We start from the raw sequence: 18,617 nt of genomic DNA, 5'->3' as shown, positions 1-18,617 counted from the left end.
GGGCATCGACGAGAAAGTCCGTCCTCACGCGGATGAGACTTTCACGGCCAATGGAATCCGCTAGGTTCCGCCGCTTGTTGCAACGGTTGTGGGGACCGGCTTGAGTGAACAGCTGACACGATCGGTCCTGAAGGCGCCCGGATTCTGGGGCGGACTGGCCGTGCGGGCCTTCACCCGCAGCTGGGGACGCGACGTCATGCTTTATACGGGCGGGGTGTCGTTCTTCGCCCTGCTGGCGGTGTTTCCGGCCATCGCCATCCTGATCGGCTTCTACAAGCTGGGTCTGTCGATCAGCGAGGTCAGCGCACAGGCGGCCGCTCTGTCGGATCTGCTGCCCAAGGCCGCGCAGAACATCTTCCAGGGCGAGATCACGCGGTTGAGCAACGCCTCGGCGCGGACGGTGTCGGCCCAGAGCGCCTTTGCGCTGTTCGTCGGCGCATACGCGGCGCACAGGGGATTCAAGGCCTTGTTGGCAGGATTGAACCTGATTCATGACGAGACCGAGCCGCATGGGTTCTTCAAGTTCAATCTGCTGGCCTTCTTCGTCGCCATCTTCGCCTTCGCCCTGTTTACCGTGGTGTCCGGCGCGGTCGTGACGGTGCGGATTCTGGCCCATGCGTCGGCGGCGGCGGGATCGCCGATGCGCAGCGGGATTGCGCCGCTGGACGCCTTCCTGCCCGCCGTCGGCCTCGTGATCGGGCTGACGCTGCTCTATCGCTACGCCATGAGCCACCGGACGCCGGTGGCCTGGCTGCCGGCGACGGCGGGCGGGCTGGTGGCGACGCTGATGTCGGTCGTGTCGTCGTGGCTGTGCGCCATCTATGTCGAGCAGATCGCGCCGCTGGGGGCCACCTATGGGTCGGTCGGCGCCGTGGTGGTTCTGCTGATCTGGCTGTCGTGGAACGTGAACGCCATCTTCTACGGTGGGGCATTCGCAACGGAGATGGAGCTGGCGGCCAAGGCGCGGGCCGTGGCCGAGCAGGAGCCGGCCAGCGTGGTCAATCTGTCGGAACGTCGGGCGAGCCGCCGGTCTCGACCGTAAGGCGCAGCAGGCCGTTCGTTTCTTCGACCGCAATCATCCGGCCGCTCTTCTGAGACATCAGGAACGGCACATCGATCCGCGCCATGGGGTCGGTAGCAAGAAGCACGAAGCGCGAGCCGGGCGCGGCGCCGTCCATCGCCTTCATCAGCTTGAGGCTGGGCGTGGGGCAGCGGTGGCCCTTTGCATCGATGACTACGGTATCGCTCACGCCAATCGGTCCGCCAGCATGTCCAGAGCGACGCGGACGCTGGCCAGGCGGACGGCGTCGCGGCCGATGTCGCCGAATCGCTCTTCGCGATGGATAAGGCCGGCGGGACCGCAGGCCGCGAAATGCACCAGGCCGATCGGCTTTTCGTCCGATCCGCCGCCGGGACCGGCGACGCCGGTGACCGAGACCGAGACGGCGGCGCGCGACCGGGCGACGGCGCCCAGGGCCATGGCGCGTGCCGTCGCCTCCGACACCGCGCCGTGAGCGGCCAGGGTCGCCTCCGGCACATCCAGCATCTGCATCTTGGCGTCGTTGCTATAGGTGACGAAGCCCCTGTCCAGCGCGGAAGATGAGCCGGGAATGGCTGTCAGGGCCGCCGCGACAAGGCCCCCGGTGCAGCTTTCGGCCGTGGCCAGCATCAGGCCGCGTTCGGTCGCGGTTGCGACGATCTGTTGCGCCTGGCGCTGGATGTCTTGGGCAAACATGGTCTTTTCATAGGCCGCGAACCCCGCTCTAACCAGAGTCATGACCGAGGCTGTCGATCCGTTGCGCCCCGCCGCCAAGACATTGGATCGCACCCAGCCGATCCTGTTCGCCGTCGCCATCTTCACCTCGGCCTGTCTTGTCTTCGTCGTCCAGCCGATGGTGACGAAGCTGGTGCTGCCGACGCTGGGCGGGTCGCCGTCGGTGTGGAACGCCTCGATGGTCTTCTTCCAGACCGCGCTTCTGGCCGGCTACGCCTATGCCCACCTGTTGCAGCGCATTTCGACGATGCGGGTGCAGGTGGGGGTGCATCTGGGGCTGCTGATCATGGCGGCGCTTTTCCTGCCGTTGCAGATCAGCGGCCTGTTGGGCGATCCCGATCCGTCACGACCGGCGCTATGGCTGCTGGCTACCCTGACCCTGTCGGTCGGCGCGCCGTTCGCGGTGCTGTCGGCGACCGCGCCCTTGCTGCAGGCGTGGTATGCGCGGGTGCGGGCGGGCCATGCCGACGGCAAGAACCCCTATGTCCTGTATGCCGCGTCCAACCTGGGCAGTTTCCTGGCGCTGCTGGCCTATCCGGTGCTTATCGAGCCGCTGGCCAGCCTGTCGGACCAGCGGATCGGCTGGAGCCTCGGCTATGGCCTGTTCGTGGTGATGGTCGTGGGGCTGGGCGTTCAGGTCTGGCGGCGGCGCGAGGTCGGGACCGCTGATACCGCGCCGCTGACGATCAGCCCGCCCATCGCCTGGCGTGAGAAGGGGATGCTGGTGCTGCTGGCCGCCGCGCCGTCCAGCCTGATGCTGGGGGTGACGGCGCATCTGACCACCGATGTGGCCTCTGCGCCCTTCCTTTGGGTCATACCGCTGGCGCTGTATCTGCTGACCTTCGTGATCGCCTTCCAGACGCGACCGGCCATTCCGCCGGTCCTGGGGCTGGCGCTGCAGGCTGCGGCGGGGGCGGCGTGCGCGGCCCTGATCGCGTTCCGAACCGGCGAGTGGCTGCTGGTCTTCACGGTCAATCTGGCAGCCTTCTTCTTCACCGCCTTGATGTGTCACCAGCGGCTGGCGGCGCGGCGGCCTGCGCCGGATCGGCTGACGGAATTCTATCTGCTGCTGTCGTTGGGCGGGGTCGTCGGTGGGGTCCTCAACGGCCTGATCGCGCCGGCCGTGTTCAACATGGTGTGGGAATATCCGCTGGTGCTGGTCGCGGCGGGGCTGCTGCGGCCTTGGAGCCGTCGCGAGATCCGCCCGTGGGAGATCATCTGCTGCGTGGCGGGCGTGGTCATCGCCTTCCTCGGGCCGCTGTCGATGGAGGCTGTGCGTTATGCGCCCGACGTGCGTGCAGCGATCCCGGATACGCAACTGGTGCGGATCGCGCAGGGCGTACTGGGCATCGCGACCTTGTTCGCCTTTCTGGTGCGGGATCGGGCGGTGCTGTTCACCGTGGTTCTGGCCTCGATCGTCTGGTCCGGATATCATCTCGCGCGAGGCTATGACTGGGCCCTGTCGGAGCGCAGCTTCTTTGGCGTGATGCGGGTGGCCAAGATCGACGATCCGCTGATGGGCGGGCCGGTCCATGTACTGATGCACGGCACGACCCTGCATGGGGCGCAAGCGCGGGTGCCGTCGAGGATGTGTCAGCCGACCCTCTATTACGCGACCTCCACGCCCTTGGGGCAGGCGATGCTGCAGATGCAGGCGCGGCGTCTGGACGGGGCGCGGGTCGGGGTCGTGGGCCAGGGATCGGGTGCCATGGCGGCCTACAAGCGGGCGCAGGACCAGCTGACCTTCTTCGAGATCGATCCGATGGTGGACCGGCTGTCGCGCGATCCCGAATGGTTCAGCTTCATCAACGGCTGCGCGGACGGGCCGGTGCGGACGGTGATGGGGGATGCGCGGCTGACGATGGATCGCGAGGCGGCGGGATCCTACGACCTGCTGGTCATCGACGCCTTTTCGTCTGACGCCGTGCCGACGCACCTGCTGACGGTGGAAGCCATCCGGGGTTATCTGCGGCTATTGGCGCCCGATGGGGTTGTGGTGCTGCACCTGTCCAACCGGAATCTGGAGATCACCCTGCCGGCAGAGGCGGCGGCCCAGGCGCTGAAGGTCCCGCACCTGCATCAGGTCTATATCGAACAGTCGGGCCTGGGGCAGATGGCGGAGGCCTCGACCGAGGCCTTGCTGATCGGCAAGAGCCAGGCCTCGCTGGAAGGATTCAGCGAGGATGGGCGGTGGAGCAAGCTGTCGCCGACGACGGTTCGTCCGTGGACAGATGATTACGTCAATCTGTTCGGCTCGCTGGTCCGGCAGATGGAGATGGCGGCGCGTTAGGGCGCCGGCAGCTCGACGGTCGCCACGGCCTGGGCGGCCAGGCCTTCGCCGCGTCCGGTGAAGCCAAGCCCTTCGGTCGTTGTGGCCTTTACGCTGACGGCGTCGAGCGGAAGGTCCAGAAGGGCGGCGATGCGGTCGCGCATGGCTTGGCGATGCGGCTTCACCTTGGGGCGCTCGCAGATCAGGGTGACATCGACGTTGACGATGCGTCCGCCGCGCGCTGAGACCAGTTCGGCGGCGTGGATCAGGAACTGATCCGACGAGGCGCCTTTCCATTTCGGATCGGTGGGCGGGAAGTGATCGCCGATGTCGCCAGCCGCGATGGCGCCCAGGATGGCGTCGGTCAGGGCGTGAAGACCGGCGTCGGCGTCGGAATGACCGATCAGCGTCTGATCGTGAGGCACCTCGATGCCACACAGCCAGACCGAACCGCCAGGTCCCCAGCGATGGACATCGTAGCCGGAGCCGATGCGGGTCTGACGGGGCAGCAGGGCCTCGGCCATGGCGAAATCCTCGTGATAGGTCAGTTTCATCAGGCGTGGATCGCCCTGGATCAGGGCGACCGTGCCGCCGTTGCGCTGGACGACGACGGCTTCGTCGGCCGGGGCCTCGGCATCGGCCCAAGCGGCGTAGGCGGCCTCGATCACGCTACGGCGGAAGGCCTGGGGCGTCTGGGCGCGCCAAAGTCCGTCGCGTTCGACCACGTCCGTCATCACCTGGGCCTCGCCACGGCGCAAGCTGTCGGCGACGGGCAGGACGGGCAGGGCGCCGTCGGCGGTTTCCAGGGCGGACAGCAGGCGGTCGATCACGGCGCGATCCAGCAGCGGGCGGGCGGCGTCGTGAATCAAGACCGGCTGAGCCGGCGAACAGGTCAGGGCCGCGAGGCCGGCGCGAACCGAATCGGCGCGGGCGTCTCCGCCTGCTACGGCGCGCCAGCGTGGCAGGTCGGACAGCAGGTCGGCTACGCGGTCCAAGGCGTCGGGGGCGACCACGACGATCAGTTCGTCGGCGCCGGCGTTCAGCAGAGCCTCGGCCGACCAGCGCAGCACGGGCTTGCCGCCCAGGATGCGCCATTGTTTGTCGCCGCCGGCGCGCGAACCGGAACCAGCCGCGACGATGATGCTCGAGAATGTCATGGCGGCCTTGATAGTGCGCGCCGCGACGGGGCGAAACCATCAATCGGCCGCGGTCATGCTTGACGAAGGGGGCTGGGATGCTGCGAAAGACGCCTATGGCCAAGACCTTACAGATCGGCGACGTGACCGTGCACGGCCAGGTGCTGATGGCGCCGATGACCGGGATCACGGACCTGCCGTTCCGCGTGCTCGCCTCGCGGCTGGGCGCCGCCTATGTCGCGACCGAGATGGTGGCGGCCAAGGAATTGGCGCGGGCGCGGCCCGACGTGGTGCGGCGCGCGGCGGTGGGGGCGGGTCTGCCGTTGACGGTGATCCAGCTGGTCGGGCGCGATCCCGAACAGATGGGCGAGGGCGCGCGCATGGCCGAGAAGGCCGGGGCGGACATCGTGGATCTGAACTTCGGCTGTCCGGCCAAGGAGGTCACGGGCTCGGCCGCGGGTTCGGCCCTGATGCGGACGCCTGATCTGGCCTGTCGGATCATGGAGGCGGCGGTTCAGGCGACCAGCCGGCCGGTGACGGTCAAGATGCGGCTGGGCTGGGACGACGACAGCAGGAACGCCGCCGAACTGGCCCGGCGCGCCGAGGCGATCGGCGTCAAGGCGGTGACGGTGCACGGCCGCACGCGCAAGCAGTTCTATACCGGCCGGGCGGATTGGGATGCGGTCGGCGCGGTCAAGGCGGCGGTCGGCATTCCCGTCATCGTCAACGGCGACATCATCACGGCCGACGAGGCGCGCGAGGCGCTGGCGCGATCCGGCGCCGACGGCTTGATGCTGGGGCGCGGCGTCTATGGCCGGCCATGGCTGGCGGCCCATCTGGAACGGGCGCTGATCGACGGCGTGGCGCTGGATGAGCCGGGGCCGGACGAACGGCTGGCCATCGTGATCGAGCACCTGCGGGCGTCGGTCGAATTCTATGGCTTGCCGCTGGGGCTGAAGATGTTCCGCAAGCATCTGGGCTGGTATGTCGAACAGGCGCCCTGGCCGGCCGATCCGCAACACCGACGTGAGGCCAAGGCAAGAATTTGCCGGCTGGACGAGCCTCAGGTGGTCGAGGTGGCCATGCAGGATCTCTGGCGGCCGGATTTGCCACAAATCGACAAGTCGGTTGTTGAAAATGCGCCACAGGTGTTGGAGACTGCTGTGGCATGACGGATACGCCTTCAGCGACGACCTCTCCGCCCGACCTCGTGTCGGACGACGGGTCGTTCTGGGGGTGGGTCGATACGGAGCGAGCGCGGACCGGGTTCGGCTTGGCGTTTTTCCTGGCCGTCGCGATCACGGCGGCGGCGATCTGGCTGGTCGCCGTAGCGCCAGGTGCGACCTCGGGCGCGGCGCGTGGATCAAGCAGTCAGATCGCGCTGATCGTGCTGGCCGGCAATCTTATCCTGATCTCCGGTCTGGCCTTTATTGTCGGTCGGCGCGTTTTGGCCTTGGCGCGTAGCAAGGAAGAAGCGGGATCGCGCCTGCACCTGCGGTTCGTCGCCCTGTTCTCGATGGTGGCGCTGATCCCGTCGGTGCTGATCGCGCTGGTGTTCGGCGTGCTGGTCACCCGAGGCGTAGACCAGTGGTTCAGCGCGAACGTAAGTGCTTCCGTCGACAACGGCGCTTCAATCGGTAGAGCCTATATCGCGGATGTCAGTTCTGACATGACGCGCGATCTTCGCACCATGAGCAGTGAGCTGGGCGGCGCTCGCCAAGTGTTCGACAACCGCATCCAGTTCACAGGCGCACTGACTCAAATCGCTGAATTTTTCGGTTATCCGGCAGTTTATATCCTGAATAGCAAGGGTGAGGTCTTGGCGACTGGCGAACTCCCTGGCGCGCCGCCCTATATCGCTCCTCCTATTTCGGCGCTGGAGATCGCCGCAGAGGGGGAGGAAGCTCCCGTCAAAGTCACTGAAGAGCCTGATACTGTTCGCGCCCTCTATCCTCTGCCGGGGTATGGCGACTCCTACCTTTATGTGGTGCGGCCATTGGCGCCCGGTCTCGTCGCTCAGATGCGCTCGGCCGCACAGTCGATCGAAAGTTATCGCGAAGCCGAGCAAAGCCGTGCGCGGATCCAGTCGGCCTTCATCCTCAGCTATCTGGAGACGGCGCTTCTGGTGCTGGTCGGTGCGGTTTGGCTGGGGATGTCTGCGGCGAGCAGCATCTCGGCGCCCATCGGTCGGCTGGTGAAGGCGGCAGGGCAGGTGGCGGGCGGCGACTTCACCGCAAGGGTGGACAGCGACGGCGCTCCGGCCGAGATCGCCACCCTGTCGGACGCCTTCAACCGCATGACCGGCGATCTTCAGGCGCAACAGACGGCGCTGAAGGCGGCCAGCGACGAGGCGCACGACCGGAGCCGGTTCATCGAGACCGTCCTGTCCGGCGTCAGCGCGGGCGTCATCGGCCTGGACAAGCGCGGGCGGGTTTCCGCCATCAACGACAGCGCCCTGCAACTGCTGCACATCGAAGACGCCGAGGTGCTGGGGCACGAACTGGCGGCCCTTTCGCCCGAACTGAGCGATTTGGTGCGCCGCGCCGAGGCCCATATCGAGGAAGACATCGACGTCAGTCGCGGCGGGGATACCAGCCGTCTGCGGGTCCGCATCGAGGGCGGGCTGGGCGGCGAGATGGTCCTGACCTTCGACGACATCACCCGTCTGGTGACGGCGCAGAGGAATGCGGCCTGGCGCGATGTCGCCCGCCGCATCGCCCACGAGATCAAGAACCCGCTGACGCCGATCCAGCTGTCGGCCGAGCGGCTGAAACGCAAATATCGCTCCCGGATCGGCGAGGACGTCGAGATCTTCGATCGCTGCACCGACACCATCATTCGACAGGTCGGAGACATCGGCCGGATGGTGGACGAGTTCTCTTCGTTTGCGCGAATGCCGGCGCCACGCTTCGCCCCTGAGGACCCGGCCGAAATGTTGCGCGAGGCGGTGTTCGCCCAGCGGGTGGCGGCGCCAGACATCGTGGTGGACATCAGCGAACCCCTGCCCAAGGCGACCTTGCAGGCCGACGGCCGCATGGTGGGGCAGGCGCTGATCAACATCCTGAAGAACGCCGGCGAATCCGTCGCGGCGCGTCGTATGACGGCCGGAGAGGCGGCGGCGTCGGACAATACGGGCGTGATCGCCTCCCTGACGGTCGAGGACGGCGTCGCCACCTTCGTGGTCGAGGACGACGGCGTGGGCTTGCCGGCGCGCGACCGGGATCGTCTGACCGAACCCTATGTCACCACGCGCGAGAAGGGCACGGGCCTGGGCCTGGCCATCGTCAAGCGTATTTGCGAGGACCACGGCGGCGAGCTGAAGCTGGCCGACGCCGAAACGCTTCGCGGCGCGCGCGTGTGCATGATCTTCCCCCTGAAACCCCACGGCAAAAGCGGCGACGGTGCGGAGCGCAGGCTCCAGACCCTGGCCGCCGAATAGCGAGGCAAGATGCGACCAACCGGTTCCGACATTCTCGTCGTCGATGACGAGGCCGACATCCGCGACCTGGTGTCCGGCCTGCTGGAGGACGAGGGGCACGCCGTGCGCGTCGCCGCCAACTCCGACGAGGCCCTGGCCGCGATTCGCGCCAGAAAGCCGTCGCTGGCGATCCTGGACATCTGGATGCAGGGCGGGGGTCTGGACGGGCTGGAACTGCTGGAGGTGGTCAAGGAACTGGATCCCGACCTCCCGGTGGTGATGATCTCGGGCCACGGCAATATCGAGACGGCGGTGACGGCGCTGAAGCGCGGGGCCTATGACTTCATCGAAAAGCCGTTCAAGTCGGACCGGCTGGTGGTCGTGGTCGAGAGAGCCATCGAGGCGGCGACCCTGAGGCGCGAAAACCGCCGACTGCGCGTGCAGACCATGACGCCGTCGGGCCTGATCGGCCGGTCGCAGGCGGCGCAGGCGCTGCGCAGCACTATCGCGAAGGTGGCCCAGGCCAACAGCCGGGTCTTGATTTCCGGTCCTGCGGGGTCCGGCAAGGAACTGGTCGCGCGCCAGATCCACGAGGGCAGTCCCCGCGCCCGGGCCGAGTTCGTGGCCATCTCGGCTGCGGGCATGACGCCCGAACGGCTGGATCTCGAATTGTTCGGGGAGGAGGGTCAGGACGGCCGGCCGCGCAAGATCGGCGTGTTCGAACGCGCCCACAACGGCACGCTCTATCTGGACGAGATCAGCGACATGCCGCGAGAGAGCCAAAGCCGTATCCTGCGCGTCCTGGTCGATCAGCGCTTCCGCCGTGTCGGCGGCGAGCAGGACGTTCAGGTCGATGTGCGCGTCGTGACCTCGACCTCGCGCGACCTGAAGACCGAGATCGCCGAGGGGCGGTTCCGCGAGGACCTGTTTCACCGTCTGAACGTGGTGCCGATCCGCGTGCCGGCCCTGTCGGAACGGCGCGAGGACATCACCGAGCTGGTCGAATATTTCGTCGACACGATCAGCGCCTCGCAGGGCTTGCCCAAAAGGATCATCGGCGACGATGCGGTGGCCGTGCTGCAAGTTCATCCATGGCCGGGCAATATCCGGCAGTTACGCAACAATATCGAACGGCTGCTGATCCTGGCGACCGGCGATCCGGCCGAGACGATCACGGCCGACATGCTGCCGCAGGAGGTGGCCACCTCGAACGGCGGACCGTCGTCGCTGGGCGGCGAGCGCACGATCGCCCTGCCTTTGAGAGAGGCGCGCGAGGTGTTCGAGCGCGAATATCTGGCGGCCCAAATTATGCGGTTCGGGGGCAATATCTCGCGCACCGCCGCCTTCATCGGCATGGAGCGGTCGGCCCTGCACAGAAAGCTGAAGTCGTTGGGCGTGTCGCCGGCGCGCGGTGGTGAAGAGGAAGAACCGGCCTGATGTCCCGCGTCGCCTATGTGAACGGCGCCTACAGCGCCCACGGCGAGGCCGTGGTGCATATCGAGGACCGGGGCTTCCAATTCGCGGACGGCGTCTATGAGGTCTGGTCGGTATTCGACGGCAGGCTGGCCGATTTCGAAGGCCACATGACCCGCCTGCACCGCAGCCTGAACGCGCTTCAGATCGAAATCCCCATGAGCGCGGCGTCGTTGGGCGTGGTGCTGCGCGAGACCATCCGGCGTAATCGGGTGCGCGACGGCCTGGTCTATCTGCAGGTCACGCGCGGAACGGCATCGCGCGATCACGCCTTTCCGACGGACACCGCGCCCAGCGTCATCGTGACCGCCAAACGGCTCGATCTGGCCAAGGGCGAGGCGATGGCGGCCAAGGGGGCGGCAGGCGTCACCCGGCCCGACATCCGCTGGGGACGTTGTGACATCAAGACGGTGGGCTTGCTGCCGAACGTGCTGGCCAAACAGGCGGCGCGCGAACGCGGCGCCTATGAGTGTTTGATGTACGACGAGATGGGTTTGGTCACGGAGGGATCGTCCACCAACGCCTGGATCGTGGATGAGGACGGCAGGCTGCGAACGCGAGATACGCAGGCCAACATTTTGCGCGGCGTGACGCGCGAGGCGATCCTGAAACTGGTCCAGGCCGAGGGTATCGAACTGGATGAGCGGCCCTTCTCGGTCGACGAGGCCAAGCGGGCGCGCGAGGTGTTCGTCACCGCCGCCAGTTCCTTCGTCATGCCGCTGGTTTCGCTGGACGGCGTGAAGATCGGCGACGGCAAGCCTGGGCCGATCGCGACGCGCCTGCGCGAGGTCTATCTTGATCAGGCGCGCCGAGAGGCCATTTAGGGCGTTGCCCGAGCATGGAGGCGGCGGTTAAGGTCGCGGGTGGCCGCATTGGCCCCGCGCCGCTTCCCCGGCGACGAACAACGAAGAACAGGAAAAACCTGCCATGTCGCAAGACAAACGTCAGAACCTTCAGGACACCTTCCTCAACTCGGTCCGCAAGACCAAGACGCCGCTGACCATCTTTCTGGTGAATGGCGTCAAGCTGCAGGGCATAGTGACCTGGTTCGACAACTTCTGTGTGCTGCTGCGCCGCGATGGCCAGTCCCAGTTGGTGTACAAGCACGCCATCTCCACCATCATGCCGTCCGCGCCCGTGCAACTGTACGAGCCCGACGCCGAAGAAGATTGACGCATCGCGTCAACCCTCGGGCTTGTCCCGAGGGCCCGGTGCGGTGCGGAAAGACTGTCGAGCGCCTATATAGGGCGTAGAAACAACGACCACCGCACCGACGGCGGAACCTCCGACCCTCGGGTCAAGCCCGAGGGTGACGGCGGAGGTGGTCCCAAAAGTAGAGACCATTTGAGCAAGCTTATCGACCACGCCGTCCCGCTGATCCGGGCGGTCGTCATCCATCCCGACCGACGCTCGGACAGCCCTCGGCTGGCGAGCGAGCGCCTTGAGGAAGCCGTGGGCCTGGCCCGCGCGCTGGACCTTGACGTGCGCGCCGAAGAGATCGTGCGGCTGCGTGGGACCACGCCTGCCACCCTGTTTGGAAGCGGCAAGGTCGAGGAACTGGCCGCCCTGGTCCGCGCCGCAGACGCAGAGGCTGTCATCATCGACGACGCCCTGACGCCGGTGCAGCAACGCAATCTGGAGAAGGAATGGGAGGTGAAGGTCATCGACCGCACCGGCCTGATCCTTGAAATCTTCGGACGCCGCGCGCGCACCAAGGAGGGCCGGTTACAAGTCGAGCTGGCGCGGCTCGACTATGAGAAGTCGCGGCTGGTGCGGACCTGGACCCACCTTGAGCGGCAACGCGGCGGCACCGGATCGACCGGCGGTCCCGGCGAAACGCAGATCGAGCTCGACCGCCGCCTGATCGCCGACCGCATCGTCAAGCTGAAGGCCGAGCTGGAGGACGTGCGCCGCACCCGCGGCCTGCACCGCAAACAGCGCCAGAAGGCGCCGTTCCCGACCATCGCCCTCGTCGGCTACACCAATGCGGGAAAATCGACCCTGTTCAACCGGCTGACGGGCTCCGAGGTCTTCGCCAAGGACTTGCTGTTCGCGACCCTGGACACGACCCAGCGGACCATCCGCTTGCCGCAGGGCCGTCCGGCCATCGTGGCGGACACCGTCGGCTTCATCTCAGACCTGCCGCACGAACTGGTCGAGAGTTTCCGCGCGACCCTCGAAGAGGTGGGGGAGGCCGATCTGATCCTGCACGTTCGCGATATCGCCTCGGCCGACAGCGATGCCCAGGCCAAGGACGTAGAGACCGTGCTGAAACAGATCGAGACGCCGGAGGGCAAGACCCGTCGGGTGCTGGAAGTCTGGAACAAGATCGACCTGCTGGACGACGAGGCGCGCGAGGCCGTGCTGGGTCAGGCTGAGCGTCTGTCAAAGGAGGGCGAGGCGGTCGCCGTCTCGGCCTGGACGGGCGAGGGGATCGAATCCCTTCGCCAGATCATCGCAGGCCTGATCGACGACGACCCCGAGACGCAGTTGACCCTGGAGCCTGAGCACGGGGAGGCCATGGCCTGGCTGTATGAGCATGGACGTGTGATTTCGCGCAATACGGACGAGCTTGGCCGTACTGAGGTCACTGTGCGGCTGCACCCTGCGGCGCTCGGGCGATTCGAACGCCTGTATCCCGACCTGGCCGACTGAGTTCCCATGCATCTGATCGAAACCGTCCTGCTTCTGCTTCTGGCCGTGGTGGTGTCGGGTTCGGTCGCGCGGATCACCCGCATCGCTCTGCCTCTGGTGCAGATCGCACTGGGTGCGGCGATCGTGCTGATCACCGGATCCACGGTCGATCTCGAACCGGACATCTTCTTCCTGCTGTTCCTGCCGCCGCTGCTGTTCCTCGACGGATGGCGCATTCCCAAGGAAGCCCTGTTCCGTGACCGGGCGGTGATCCTGGAACTGGCCCTTGGGCTGGTGCTGTTCACCGTTATCGGCCTGGGCTTCATGATCTGGTGGATGATCCCCGAAATACCGCTGCCCGTGGCCTTCGCCCTGGCCGCCATCCTGTCGCCGACCGATCCCATTGCGGTCCAGGCCATTGCCTCGCGCGCGCCGATCCCCAAGCGGCTGATGCACATCCTGGAAGGCGAATCGCTGCTGAACGATGCGACCGGCCTGACCTGTATGCGGATCGCAGTGATCGCGGCGACCACAGGCGCCTTCTCCATCGGCAGCGCCGTTGGGACCTTCGCCTGGCTGGCCCTGGTCGGGGTGGCGGTCGGCGTGCTGATCACGATGGGGATCAGCTATGCGAAAGGCTTCGTCAGTCAGCGGTGGGGCGAGGATGTCGGCGCCCAGATATTGGTCAGCCTGCTGATTCCGTTCGCGGCCTATCTGGTGGCGGAAGAACTGCACGCCTCGGGCATTCTGGCGGCGGTCGCGGCCGGCGTGACCATGAGCTTCACCGAACGCAGTCTGTTCGCTGGCCAGTCTATGGCCGTGACGCGCATCCGGCGGGGCGTGGTCTGGGACACGGTTCAGTTCGTCGCCAACGGCATAATCTTCGTGATCCTGGGCGAGCAGATGCCGTCGATCATGTCGCGCGCGGCCGAGGTGGTGGCGGGCACCAGCCGGCCGGAGGTCTGGTGGCTGGCCGTCTATGTGTTCGGCATCGTCGCCGCCTTGGCGACGCTGCGGTTCGTCTGGGTCTGGACCTCGCTGAAGCTGACGCTGTTCCGTCGTCGCCATCGCGGGCCGCCGGCCAAGGTCGGCTTGCGGCTGACGATGGTGATGTCGTTGGCGGGCGTGCGTGGCGCGATCACCCTGGCCGGTATCCTGACCTTGCCGTTCGTGCTGGCGGATGGATCGCCGATGCCGTCGCGCAGCCTGGCGATCTTCCTGGCGGCGGGGGTGATCATCGTGTCGCTGCTGGTCGCCACCTTCGCCCTGCCACGTCTGTTGAAAGGCGTGGAGTTGCCGCCCGAGCCCTCGCACGAACGCGAGGAGGATCGCGGTCGTGTGGCCGCCGCCTCGGCCGCCCTGCGCGCCATCGAAGACGTGTCGCACGCCATGGCCGAGGGCAAGCCGAACCCCGACCTCTATTCCGATATCGCCAGCCGGATCATGGAGACCTATCGCCAGCGGATCGAGACCCACACGCGCACTGACGAGGACGATGCGGCCCTGTCTCGCAAGGTGGATCATGTCGAGCGGCGGCTGTGGCTGGCTGGACTGGCGGCCGAGCGAGACGAACTGGTTCGTCTGGCGCGCGTCAGGCAACTGGACGAGGTGACGGCGAAGAAGATGATCCGAGAAGTGGATCTGCAGGAGCTGCGGTATCTGTAGCGGTCAGCGATCCATGAAAACGGCGACCGCCGCATAGCTGTCGGCGATGTGGTGCGCGCCTCGGGCGGTCAGTCGTTCTGCGTGGCCGTCGCGGATATGGCCGCCTGCGGTCAGGCCGACCACGGTCATGCCCGCTGCGACGCCGGCGGTGACGCCCGCCTCGCTGTCCTCGATCACCAGAACGCGGGACGGATCGACGCCCATGGTGTCGGCGGCGTGCAGGAAGATGTCGGGATGGGGCTTGCCGCGCTCGACCACCAGGCCGGTGAAGACGGCTTTCTCGAAATGATTGGTCAGACCAAACAGGTCCAGGCCGACGCCGATCCAGTCGGGGCCGCTGGACGAGGCGATGCAGCGGGCCTCAGACCGCGAGGCGACGAAGTCGATAACGCCGGGCACGGGTTGAAGTTGAAGCGGCGCGCGTTCGCGGCACGTCGAGAACCATGTGGTGTGGAAGTCGTCAGGGCAGGCGCGGCCCAGGGCGGCTTCGACCGTCGGGCGATTGTCGCGCCAGCGTTTGCCCGTATAGGCGGCCAGCACATCGTTAAGGCTGGTCGGCAGGCCGATGGCGGTCAACTGCTCGGCCATGACGGTGCTGTTCAGCACCTCGCTATCGGCGACCACGCCGTCGTAGTCGAAGATGATCAGGTCGTAGGTCATGCGGCGGCTCAGGCTTTGGAGGTGGCCTTCTCGGCGACCTTTGCGGCGTCCCAGAGGCGGTCCATCTCTTCCAACGTGGATTGGTCGGGTGTGCGACCGTCTTTGGCCAGTTCCGCCTCGATGAAACCGAAACGACGCACGAACTTGGCGTTGGTGGCGCGGAGCGCATCCTCGGGTTCGACGTCCAGTTTGCGGGCCAGGTTGGCGACGACGAAAAGCAGGTCGCCCAGTTCCTCGCGGGCTTTCGCCATGTCGCCGGCGGCGATCTCCACGCGCAGTTCCGCGACTTCCTCCGCCAGCTTGTCGAACACCTCGTCGGTCGAGGGCCAGTCGAAGCCGACCCGGCCGGCGCGCTTGGTCAGTTTGGCGGCGCGGGTCAGGGCGGGCAGGCCGACGGGGACGTCGTCCAGGACGCCGGGCTTCTTGCGGTCTTTGCGCTCGGCGGCCTTGATGGCTTCCCAGGCGACGGTCTGTTCTTGGGAAGAGCGCTGCGCCTCGTCGCCGAAGACGTGGGGGTGGCGGCGTTCCAGCTTGTCGGCGATGGCCGTGACCACGTCGTCGAAGGCGAACAGCCCCTGTTCCTCGGCCATGCGGGCGTGGAAGACGACCTGGAACAGCAGGTCGCCCAACTCGCCCTTCAGCTCGTTCAGGTCGTTGCGCTCAATGGCGTCAGCGACCTCATAGGCCTCCTCGATCGTATAGGGGGCGATGGTGGCGAAGGTCTGCTCCACGTCCCAAGGGCAGCCGCCGTTCGGGTCGCGCAACCGCTCCATGACGTCGAGCAGACGGTCGATGGGTCTCAAGTGCTGGCTCCGTCGCGGGCTTCGAGGGCCAGGCGGATTTCATCGTGACGTTTCGGCGTCAGGGGATAGCCCTTCAGCACCCAGGCGGCGGCGGCCAGCAGCAGGCCAGGGACCAGGATGAACAGCACTTGGAGCGTCAGCAGGGAGAACTCGCTGTTTCCGCCCGCCTCCGGGATCGCCTTGAAGCCCACCCATTGCAGGATCAGGTAGGGGATCAAGGCCACGACATGGCCGATCTTGGTCGTCGCCGACAGGATGGAGAACATCAGGCCGGTGCGATCCACGCCCGTCTCCAGCCGCACCTCGTCACCCGCATCCGCCATCATGGCCCGCAACAGGAACAGGCCGGCGGCATAGGGCAGGCCGGCGATGAACATGGCGCCCGCCGTCAGGGCGAAGTTGCCGCCGGGGACCAGGGTGGCGGCGATATAGAGGCCGGCGAAGATCAGGCTGGCGACCGCCAGGGCCTTGTCCTTGCCGATCCGGGTGGCCAGCCAGGCCCAGATCGGCGCGCCGCAAAGGCCCGCGACGAAATAGAACAGCATGAACAGGCCGGCCTGGCTGTGGTCGTAGCCCTTGATCTGGCCAAAAAAGAAGAACAGCAGCGAGCCTGTTATGCCGGGGGCGACGCCCAGCAGCAGGTCGGCGATCAGCAGCTTGCGCACCGTCGGCATTTTCAGCAGGGCCAGATAGGCGCCGGCGCCGCCGTGGGGCTGATCGCCCGCATTGACCGGCTCGGGCACGGCGACCATGGCCAGGCCTATGGTCAGAGGCAGGGCGATCAGGATGGCCCAACCCATGATCCGCACGCCGTCGGCGTATGTGCCGATGCCGGTCTGGACCACCACCGTTGGCAGGATCAGGATCAGAATCACCCCGATGATGTTGAACACCTGCCACCAACCGTAGACGCGGCTGCGCTGGTCATACTGAGGGGCGAGGACGGCGGCCCAACCGAGCTGACCCAAGGTGCCGATCGAGAAGCCAAGATAGAGGACCAACAGCCAGCCGAACAGATAGGCCGGTCCGGCGCCCGGCTGGACCACCACGAACATCATGAAGGCCGACAGCATCAGGATCGGCGTCGAGAGCGCCATCCACGGGCGATAGCGGCCAAACCGGGTCTTGGTCTTGTCCATGCCCCAGCCGATGAAGGGGTCGAAGACGATGTCGATCAGGCGCACGGCCATGAAGACGGCGGCGACGACGCCCAGCTCCAGACCCACATGGGTGGCGTAGAACTCGGGCAGGGTTACGGGCAGGGCCACGCCGAAGGCCGCCAGCGGCAGGCAGGGGCCGGAAAAGGCGGCGAGCACCGCATTGGAGCGGCGGGGCGCGGTCGGCGCGGCGGTGGACATGCGTCGGTCCAAAAGGCGCGGCGCGAGTCGGCCGCTCGTCACCATGCCAGCGATCGACGAAGCATGCACTTGTGAGATCGACCGGCTTGAGGCTTCCTGTGCGCCATGTGGCGAAGCCTTCTTGCGTTCCTATCCCTTTGCTTTGCGTTGGTCTTCGCCGGCGGCGCGCGTGCGGCCGGCCCCTGCCACACCAATGCCGACGGTTGGCAGGCGCAGGGACTGGCGAATGCGGCCTCGGCCTATGGGATGGAGTGGGCGCCGTTCGGGGCGGCGGAGTGGGGGTGGCAGGCCTATCTGCCGCTGATCCAGCACGAGCTGCATACGTTCTGCGGCCCCGGCACGCCGATCTTCGCGTCGCAACTGGCAGGGTTCCAGCAGACCCACGGCCTGGCGCCCACAGGCCTGTTCGACGCCGCGATGTTTCAGGTGTTCAGGGGGCTATGGCAGGAGCGGCGGCCGTTCGTGATGGCGCGGGTCGGCGGGGCCTGTCCCGAGCCGCCGCCGATCAACCAGTTGGGTTATCTGGTCGCATCCGAGGAACATGCGGACCGTCTGACGCGGTTGCTGCGCCGCGACGTGCTGGACGCCTATCGCCAGCTGGTTGCCGCCGCGCGCGCCGAGGTTCCCGAGGTCGCGGCCAATCCCGAGCTATTGCAGATATTCTCCGGCTTCCGCGACCCAGAAGCGGACGCCGCACGCTGCGCCCAGCAGGGCAACTGCGACGGTCTGCGCCGCGCCGTCTGTTCGCCGCACAGGACCGGGACGGCGGTCGATCTCTATGTCGGCCAGGCGCCGGGGCAGGGCGTCGATTCCACCTCGCCGGCCAGCCGCGAACATATGGCGCGGACGGCGACCTATCGTTGGCTGGTGGCGAACGCTAGACGGTTCGGGTTCGCTCCTTACGTCTATGAACCCTGGCATTGGGAGTATGTGCGGCCATGGGATCCTTCGTTCGCGCCCTGACCGAGGGGGAGGCGGCGCTGGCGCGAGAGGCGTTCGGCGAGGCCTTGCATCTGGAGACCGTGCGTCTGATCGGCTGGCCGTTTCGTCGCGCCTTCGTCGCCGGGCGCTGGTTCGGGCGCGACTGGATCGTTTGGCCGCATAGGGCGATGGCCAGGGACTTCGCCTCGGCCTCGCTGCATCTGCAGGGCGTGCTTGTGCATGAGCTGACCCATGTCTGGCAGGCGCAGCAGGGGGTGAACCTGTTGTTCGCCAAGCTGAAGGCTGGAGACGATGCGGCCGCCTATGCCTATTCCGCCGACCCCGACTGCCGTTGGGACACGCTGAACATCGAGCAGCAGGCCATGGTGATGGAACATCGTTTCCATAGAATGCGCGGAGGCAGGGCGCCGGGCAGCGCGGCCTTCTATGATGCGGTCTGTCCTTTCGTGCGTTGAAACCTTGCCGGGGGCTTGCATGGGGCGAAG

Annotated in this window: 17 protein-coding genes; 11 read left to right on the top strand and 6 right to left on the bottom strand. The window is 66.7% G+C overall.

Annotation, left to right across the window (positions count from 1 at the left end; all coding sequences use genetic code 11):
* Positions 1 to 196 precede the first annotated feature (196 nt).
* A complete protein-coding gene (locus ACQY72_RS02575) occupies positions 197 to 1,042 on the top strand; it encodes a YihY/virulence factor BrkB family protein (protein ID WP_428156670.1) in 846 nt (281 codons plus the stop codon).
* Here ACQY72_RS02575 and ACQY72_RS02570 read toward each other — a convergent pair.
* Positions 999 to 1,250 (bottom strand): sulfurtransferase TusA family protein, encoded by a 252-nt coding sequence (locus ACQY72_RS02570; RefSeq protein WP_428155531.1) that lies wholly within the window; start codon positions 1,248 to 1,250, stop codon positions 999 to 1,001. The genes ACQY72_RS02575 and ACQY72_RS02570 overlap by 44 nt on opposite strands.
* Entirely contained in the window at positions 1,247 to 1,735 is a 489-nt protein-coding gene (locus ACQY72_RS02565) for a CinA family protein (protein WP_428155529.1), read from the bottom strand. The genes ACQY72_RS02570 and ACQY72_RS02565 overlap by 4 nt, the downstream gene beginning before the upstream one ends.
* Positions 1,736 to 1,775: 40 nt before the next feature.
* Here ACQY72_RS02565 and ACQY72_RS02560 point away from each other — a divergent pair, with 40 nt between their 5' ends.
* A complete protein-coding gene (locus tag ACQY72_RS02560; RefSeq protein ID WP_428155527.1) occupies positions 1,776 to 4,064 on the top strand; it encodes a spermidine synthase in 2,289 nt (762 codons plus the stop codon).
* On the opposite strand, the gene ACQY72_RS02555 is transcribed toward ACQY72_RS02560, so the two are convergent.
* Complete coding sequence (locus ACQY72_RS02555) at positions 4,061 to 5,200, bottom strand: bifunctional 2-C-methyl-D-erythritol 4-phosphate cytidylyltransferase/2-C-methyl-D-erythritol 2,4-cyclodiphosphate synthase (protein WP_428155525.1); 1,140 nt, start codon at positions 5,198 to 5,200, stop codon at positions 4,061 to 4,063. The two genes, ACQY72_RS02560 and ACQY72_RS02555, sit on opposite strands and share 4 nt — an antisense overlap.
* Before the next feature lie 95 nt (positions 5,201 to 5,295).
* On the opposite strand from ACQY72_RS02555, the gene dusB reads away from it, so the two are divergent.
* The 7 genes from dusB (at position 5,296) to ACQY72_RS02520 (ending at position 14,369) form a co-directional block, all read left to right on the top strand.
* Entirely contained in the window at positions 5,296 to 6,351 is a 1,056-nt protein-coding gene (gene dusB, locus ACQY72_RS02550; protein ID WP_428155523.1) for a tRNA dihydrouridine synthase DusB, read from the top strand.
* Entirely contained in the window at positions 6,348 to 8,618 is a 2,271-nt protein-coding gene (locus ACQY72_RS02545; protein ID WP_428155521.1) for an ATP-binding protein, read from the top strand. The genes dusB and ACQY72_RS02545 overlap by 4 nt, the downstream gene beginning before the upstream one ends.
* A gap of 9 nt (positions 8,619 to 8,627) precedes the next feature.
* Complete coding sequence (locus ACQY72_RS02540) at positions 8,628 to 10,034, top strand: sigma-54-dependent transcriptional regulator (protein ID WP_428155519.1); 1,407 nt, start codon at positions 8,628 to 8,630, stop codon at positions 10,032 to 10,034.
* Entirely contained in the window at positions 10,034 to 10,894 is an 861-nt protein-coding gene (locus ACQY72_RS02535; protein WP_428155518.1) for a D-amino-acid transaminase, read from the top strand. The genes ACQY72_RS02540 and ACQY72_RS02535 overlap by 1 nt, the downstream gene beginning before the upstream one ends.
* A gap of 103 nt (positions 10,895 to 10,997) precedes the next feature.
* Positions 10,998 to 11,243, top strand: a complete 246-nt coding sequence (gene hfq, locus ACQY72_RS02530) for an RNA chaperone Hfq (protein WP_003164861.1) — start codon at positions 10,998 to 11,000, stop codon at positions 11,241 to 11,243.
* Between the two features lie 171 nt (positions 11,244 to 11,414).
* Positions 11,415 to 12,725 carry a GTPase HflX gene (hflX, locus tag ACQY72_RS02525; protein WP_428155516.1) on the top strand — a complete coding sequence of 437 codons (1,311 nt, stop codon included), beginning with the start codon at positions 11,415 to 11,417 and terminating at the stop codon, positions 12,723 to 12,725.
* Between the two features lie 6 nt (positions 12,726 to 12,731).
* Complete coding sequence (locus ACQY72_RS02520; RefSeq protein ID WP_428155514.1) at positions 12,732 to 14,369, top strand: Na+/H+ antiporter; 1,638 nt, start codon at positions 12,732 to 12,734, stop codon at positions 14,367 to 14,369.
* Positions 14,370 to 14,372: 3 nt separating this feature from the next.
* Here the strand turns inward: ACQY72_RS02520 and ACQY72_RS02515 are convergent, their stop codons facing one another.
* From ACQY72_RS02515 to ACQY72_RS02505, 3 genes are read right to left on the bottom strand one after another with little or no spacing between them, the layout of a single operon-like run.
* Positions 14,373 to 15,029 (bottom strand): HAD family hydrolase, encoded by a 657-nt coding sequence (locus ACQY72_RS02515; RefSeq protein ID WP_428155512.1) that lies wholly within the window; start codon positions 15,027 to 15,029, stop codon positions 14,373 to 14,375.
* A gap of 8 nt (positions 15,030 to 15,037) precedes the next feature.
* Positions 15,038 to 15,832 (bottom strand): nucleoside triphosphate pyrophosphohydrolase, encoded by a 795-nt coding sequence (mazG, locus tag ACQY72_RS02510; RefSeq protein ID WP_428155510.1) that lies wholly within the window; start codon positions 15,830 to 15,832, stop codon positions 15,038 to 15,040.
* On the bottom strand, positions 15,829 to 17,190 hold the full coding sequence (locus ACQY72_RS02505) for an MFS transporter (protein ID WP_428155508.1): 1,362 nt from the start codon (positions 17,188 to 17,190) through the stop codon (positions 15,829 to 15,831). Before ACQY72_RS02505 ends, mazG begins: the two co-directional genes overlap by 4 nt.
* A 147-nt stretch (positions 17,191 to 17,337) precedes the next feature.
* Here ACQY72_RS02505 and ACQY72_RS02500 point away from each other — a divergent pair, with 147 nt between their 5' ends.
* Both ACQY72_RS02500 and ACQY72_RS02495 read left to right on the top strand, forming a co-directional pair.
* The gene (locus tag ACQY72_RS02500; protein WP_428155507.1) at positions 17,338 to 18,153 is read left to right on the top strand and encodes a D-alanyl-D-alanine carboxypeptidase family protein; all 816 of its coding nucleotides are present in this window, start codon (positions 17,338 to 17,340) and stop codon (positions 18,151 to 18,153) included.
* Positions 18,129 to 18,587: a hypothetical protein gene (locus ACQY72_RS02495; protein WP_428155505.1), complete on the top strand. Its 459-nt coding sequence runs from the start codon at positions 18,129 to 18,131 to the stop codon at positions 18,585 to 18,587. Before ACQY72_RS02500 ends, ACQY72_RS02495 begins: the two co-directional genes overlap by 25 nt.
* Positions 18,588 to 18,617: the final 30 nt, after the last annotated feature.

Origin of the sequence: Brevundimonas sp., assembly GCF_965279155.1 — a bacterium.
Lineage (GTDB): Bacteria > Pseudomonadota > Alphaproteobacteria > Caulobacterales > Caulobacteraceae > Brevundimonas.
This window is presented reverse-complemented; position numbering and strand designations above follow the sequence as displayed.

What these genes read in the sequence shown, in the direction of transcription:
- ACQY72_RS02560 (WP_428155527.1), top strand. Translation starts at nt 1,776, where the DNA reads ATGACCGAGGCTGTCGATCCGTTGCGCCCCGCCGCCAAGACATTGGAT.
- dusB (WP_428155523.1), top strand. Translation starts at nt 5,296, where the DNA reads ATGGCCAAGACCTTACAGATCGGCGACGTGACCGTGCACGGCCAGGTG.
- ACQY72_RS02505 (WP_428155508.1), bottom strand. Translation starts at nt 17,190, where the DNA reads ATGTCCACCGCCGCGCCGACCGCGCCCCGCCGCTCCAATGCGGTGCTC.
- hfq (WP_003164861.1), top strand. Translation starts at nt 10,998, where the DNA reads ATGTCGCAAGACAAACGTCAGAACCTTCAGGACACCTTCCTCAACTCG.
- ACQY72_RS02545 (WP_428155521.1), top strand. Translation starts at nt 6,348, where the DNA reads ATGACGGATACGCCTTCAGCGACGACCTCTCCGCCCGACCTCGTGTCG.
- ACQY72_RS02535 (WP_428155518.1), top strand. Translation starts at nt 10,034, where the DNA reads ATGTCCCGCGTCGCCTATGTGAACGGCGCCTACAGCGCCCACGGCGAG.
- ACQY72_RS02515 (WP_428155512.1), bottom strand. Translation starts at nt 15,029, where the DNA reads ATGACCTACGACCTGATCATCTTCGACTACGACGGCGTGGTCGCCGAT.
- ACQY72_RS02565 (WP_428155529.1), bottom strand. Translation starts at nt 1,735, where the DNA reads ATGTTTGCCCAAGACATCCAGCGCCAGGCGCAACAGATCGTCGCAACC.
- ACQY72_RS02555 (WP_428155525.1), bottom strand. Translation starts at nt 5,200, where the DNA reads ATGACATTCTCGAGCATCATCGTCGCGGCTGGTTCCGGTTCGCGCGCC.
- ACQY72_RS02540 (WP_428155519.1), top strand. Translation starts at nt 8,628, where the DNA reads ATGCGACCAACCGGTTCCGACATTCTCGTCGTCGATGACGAGGCCGAC.
- ACQY72_RS02575 (WP_428156670.1), top strand. Translation starts at nt 197, where the DNA reads ATGCTTTATACGGGCGGGGTGTCGTTCTTCGCCCTGCTGGCGGTGTTT.
- ACQY72_RS02520 (WP_428155514.1), top strand. Translation starts at nt 12,732, where the DNA reads ATGCATCTGATCGAAACCGTCCTGCTTCTGCTTCTGGCCGTGGTGGTG.
- ACQY72_RS02495 (WP_428155505.1), top strand. Translation starts at nt 18,129, where the DNA reads ATGGGATCCTTCGTTCGCGCCCTGACCGAGGGGGAGGCGGCGCTGGCG.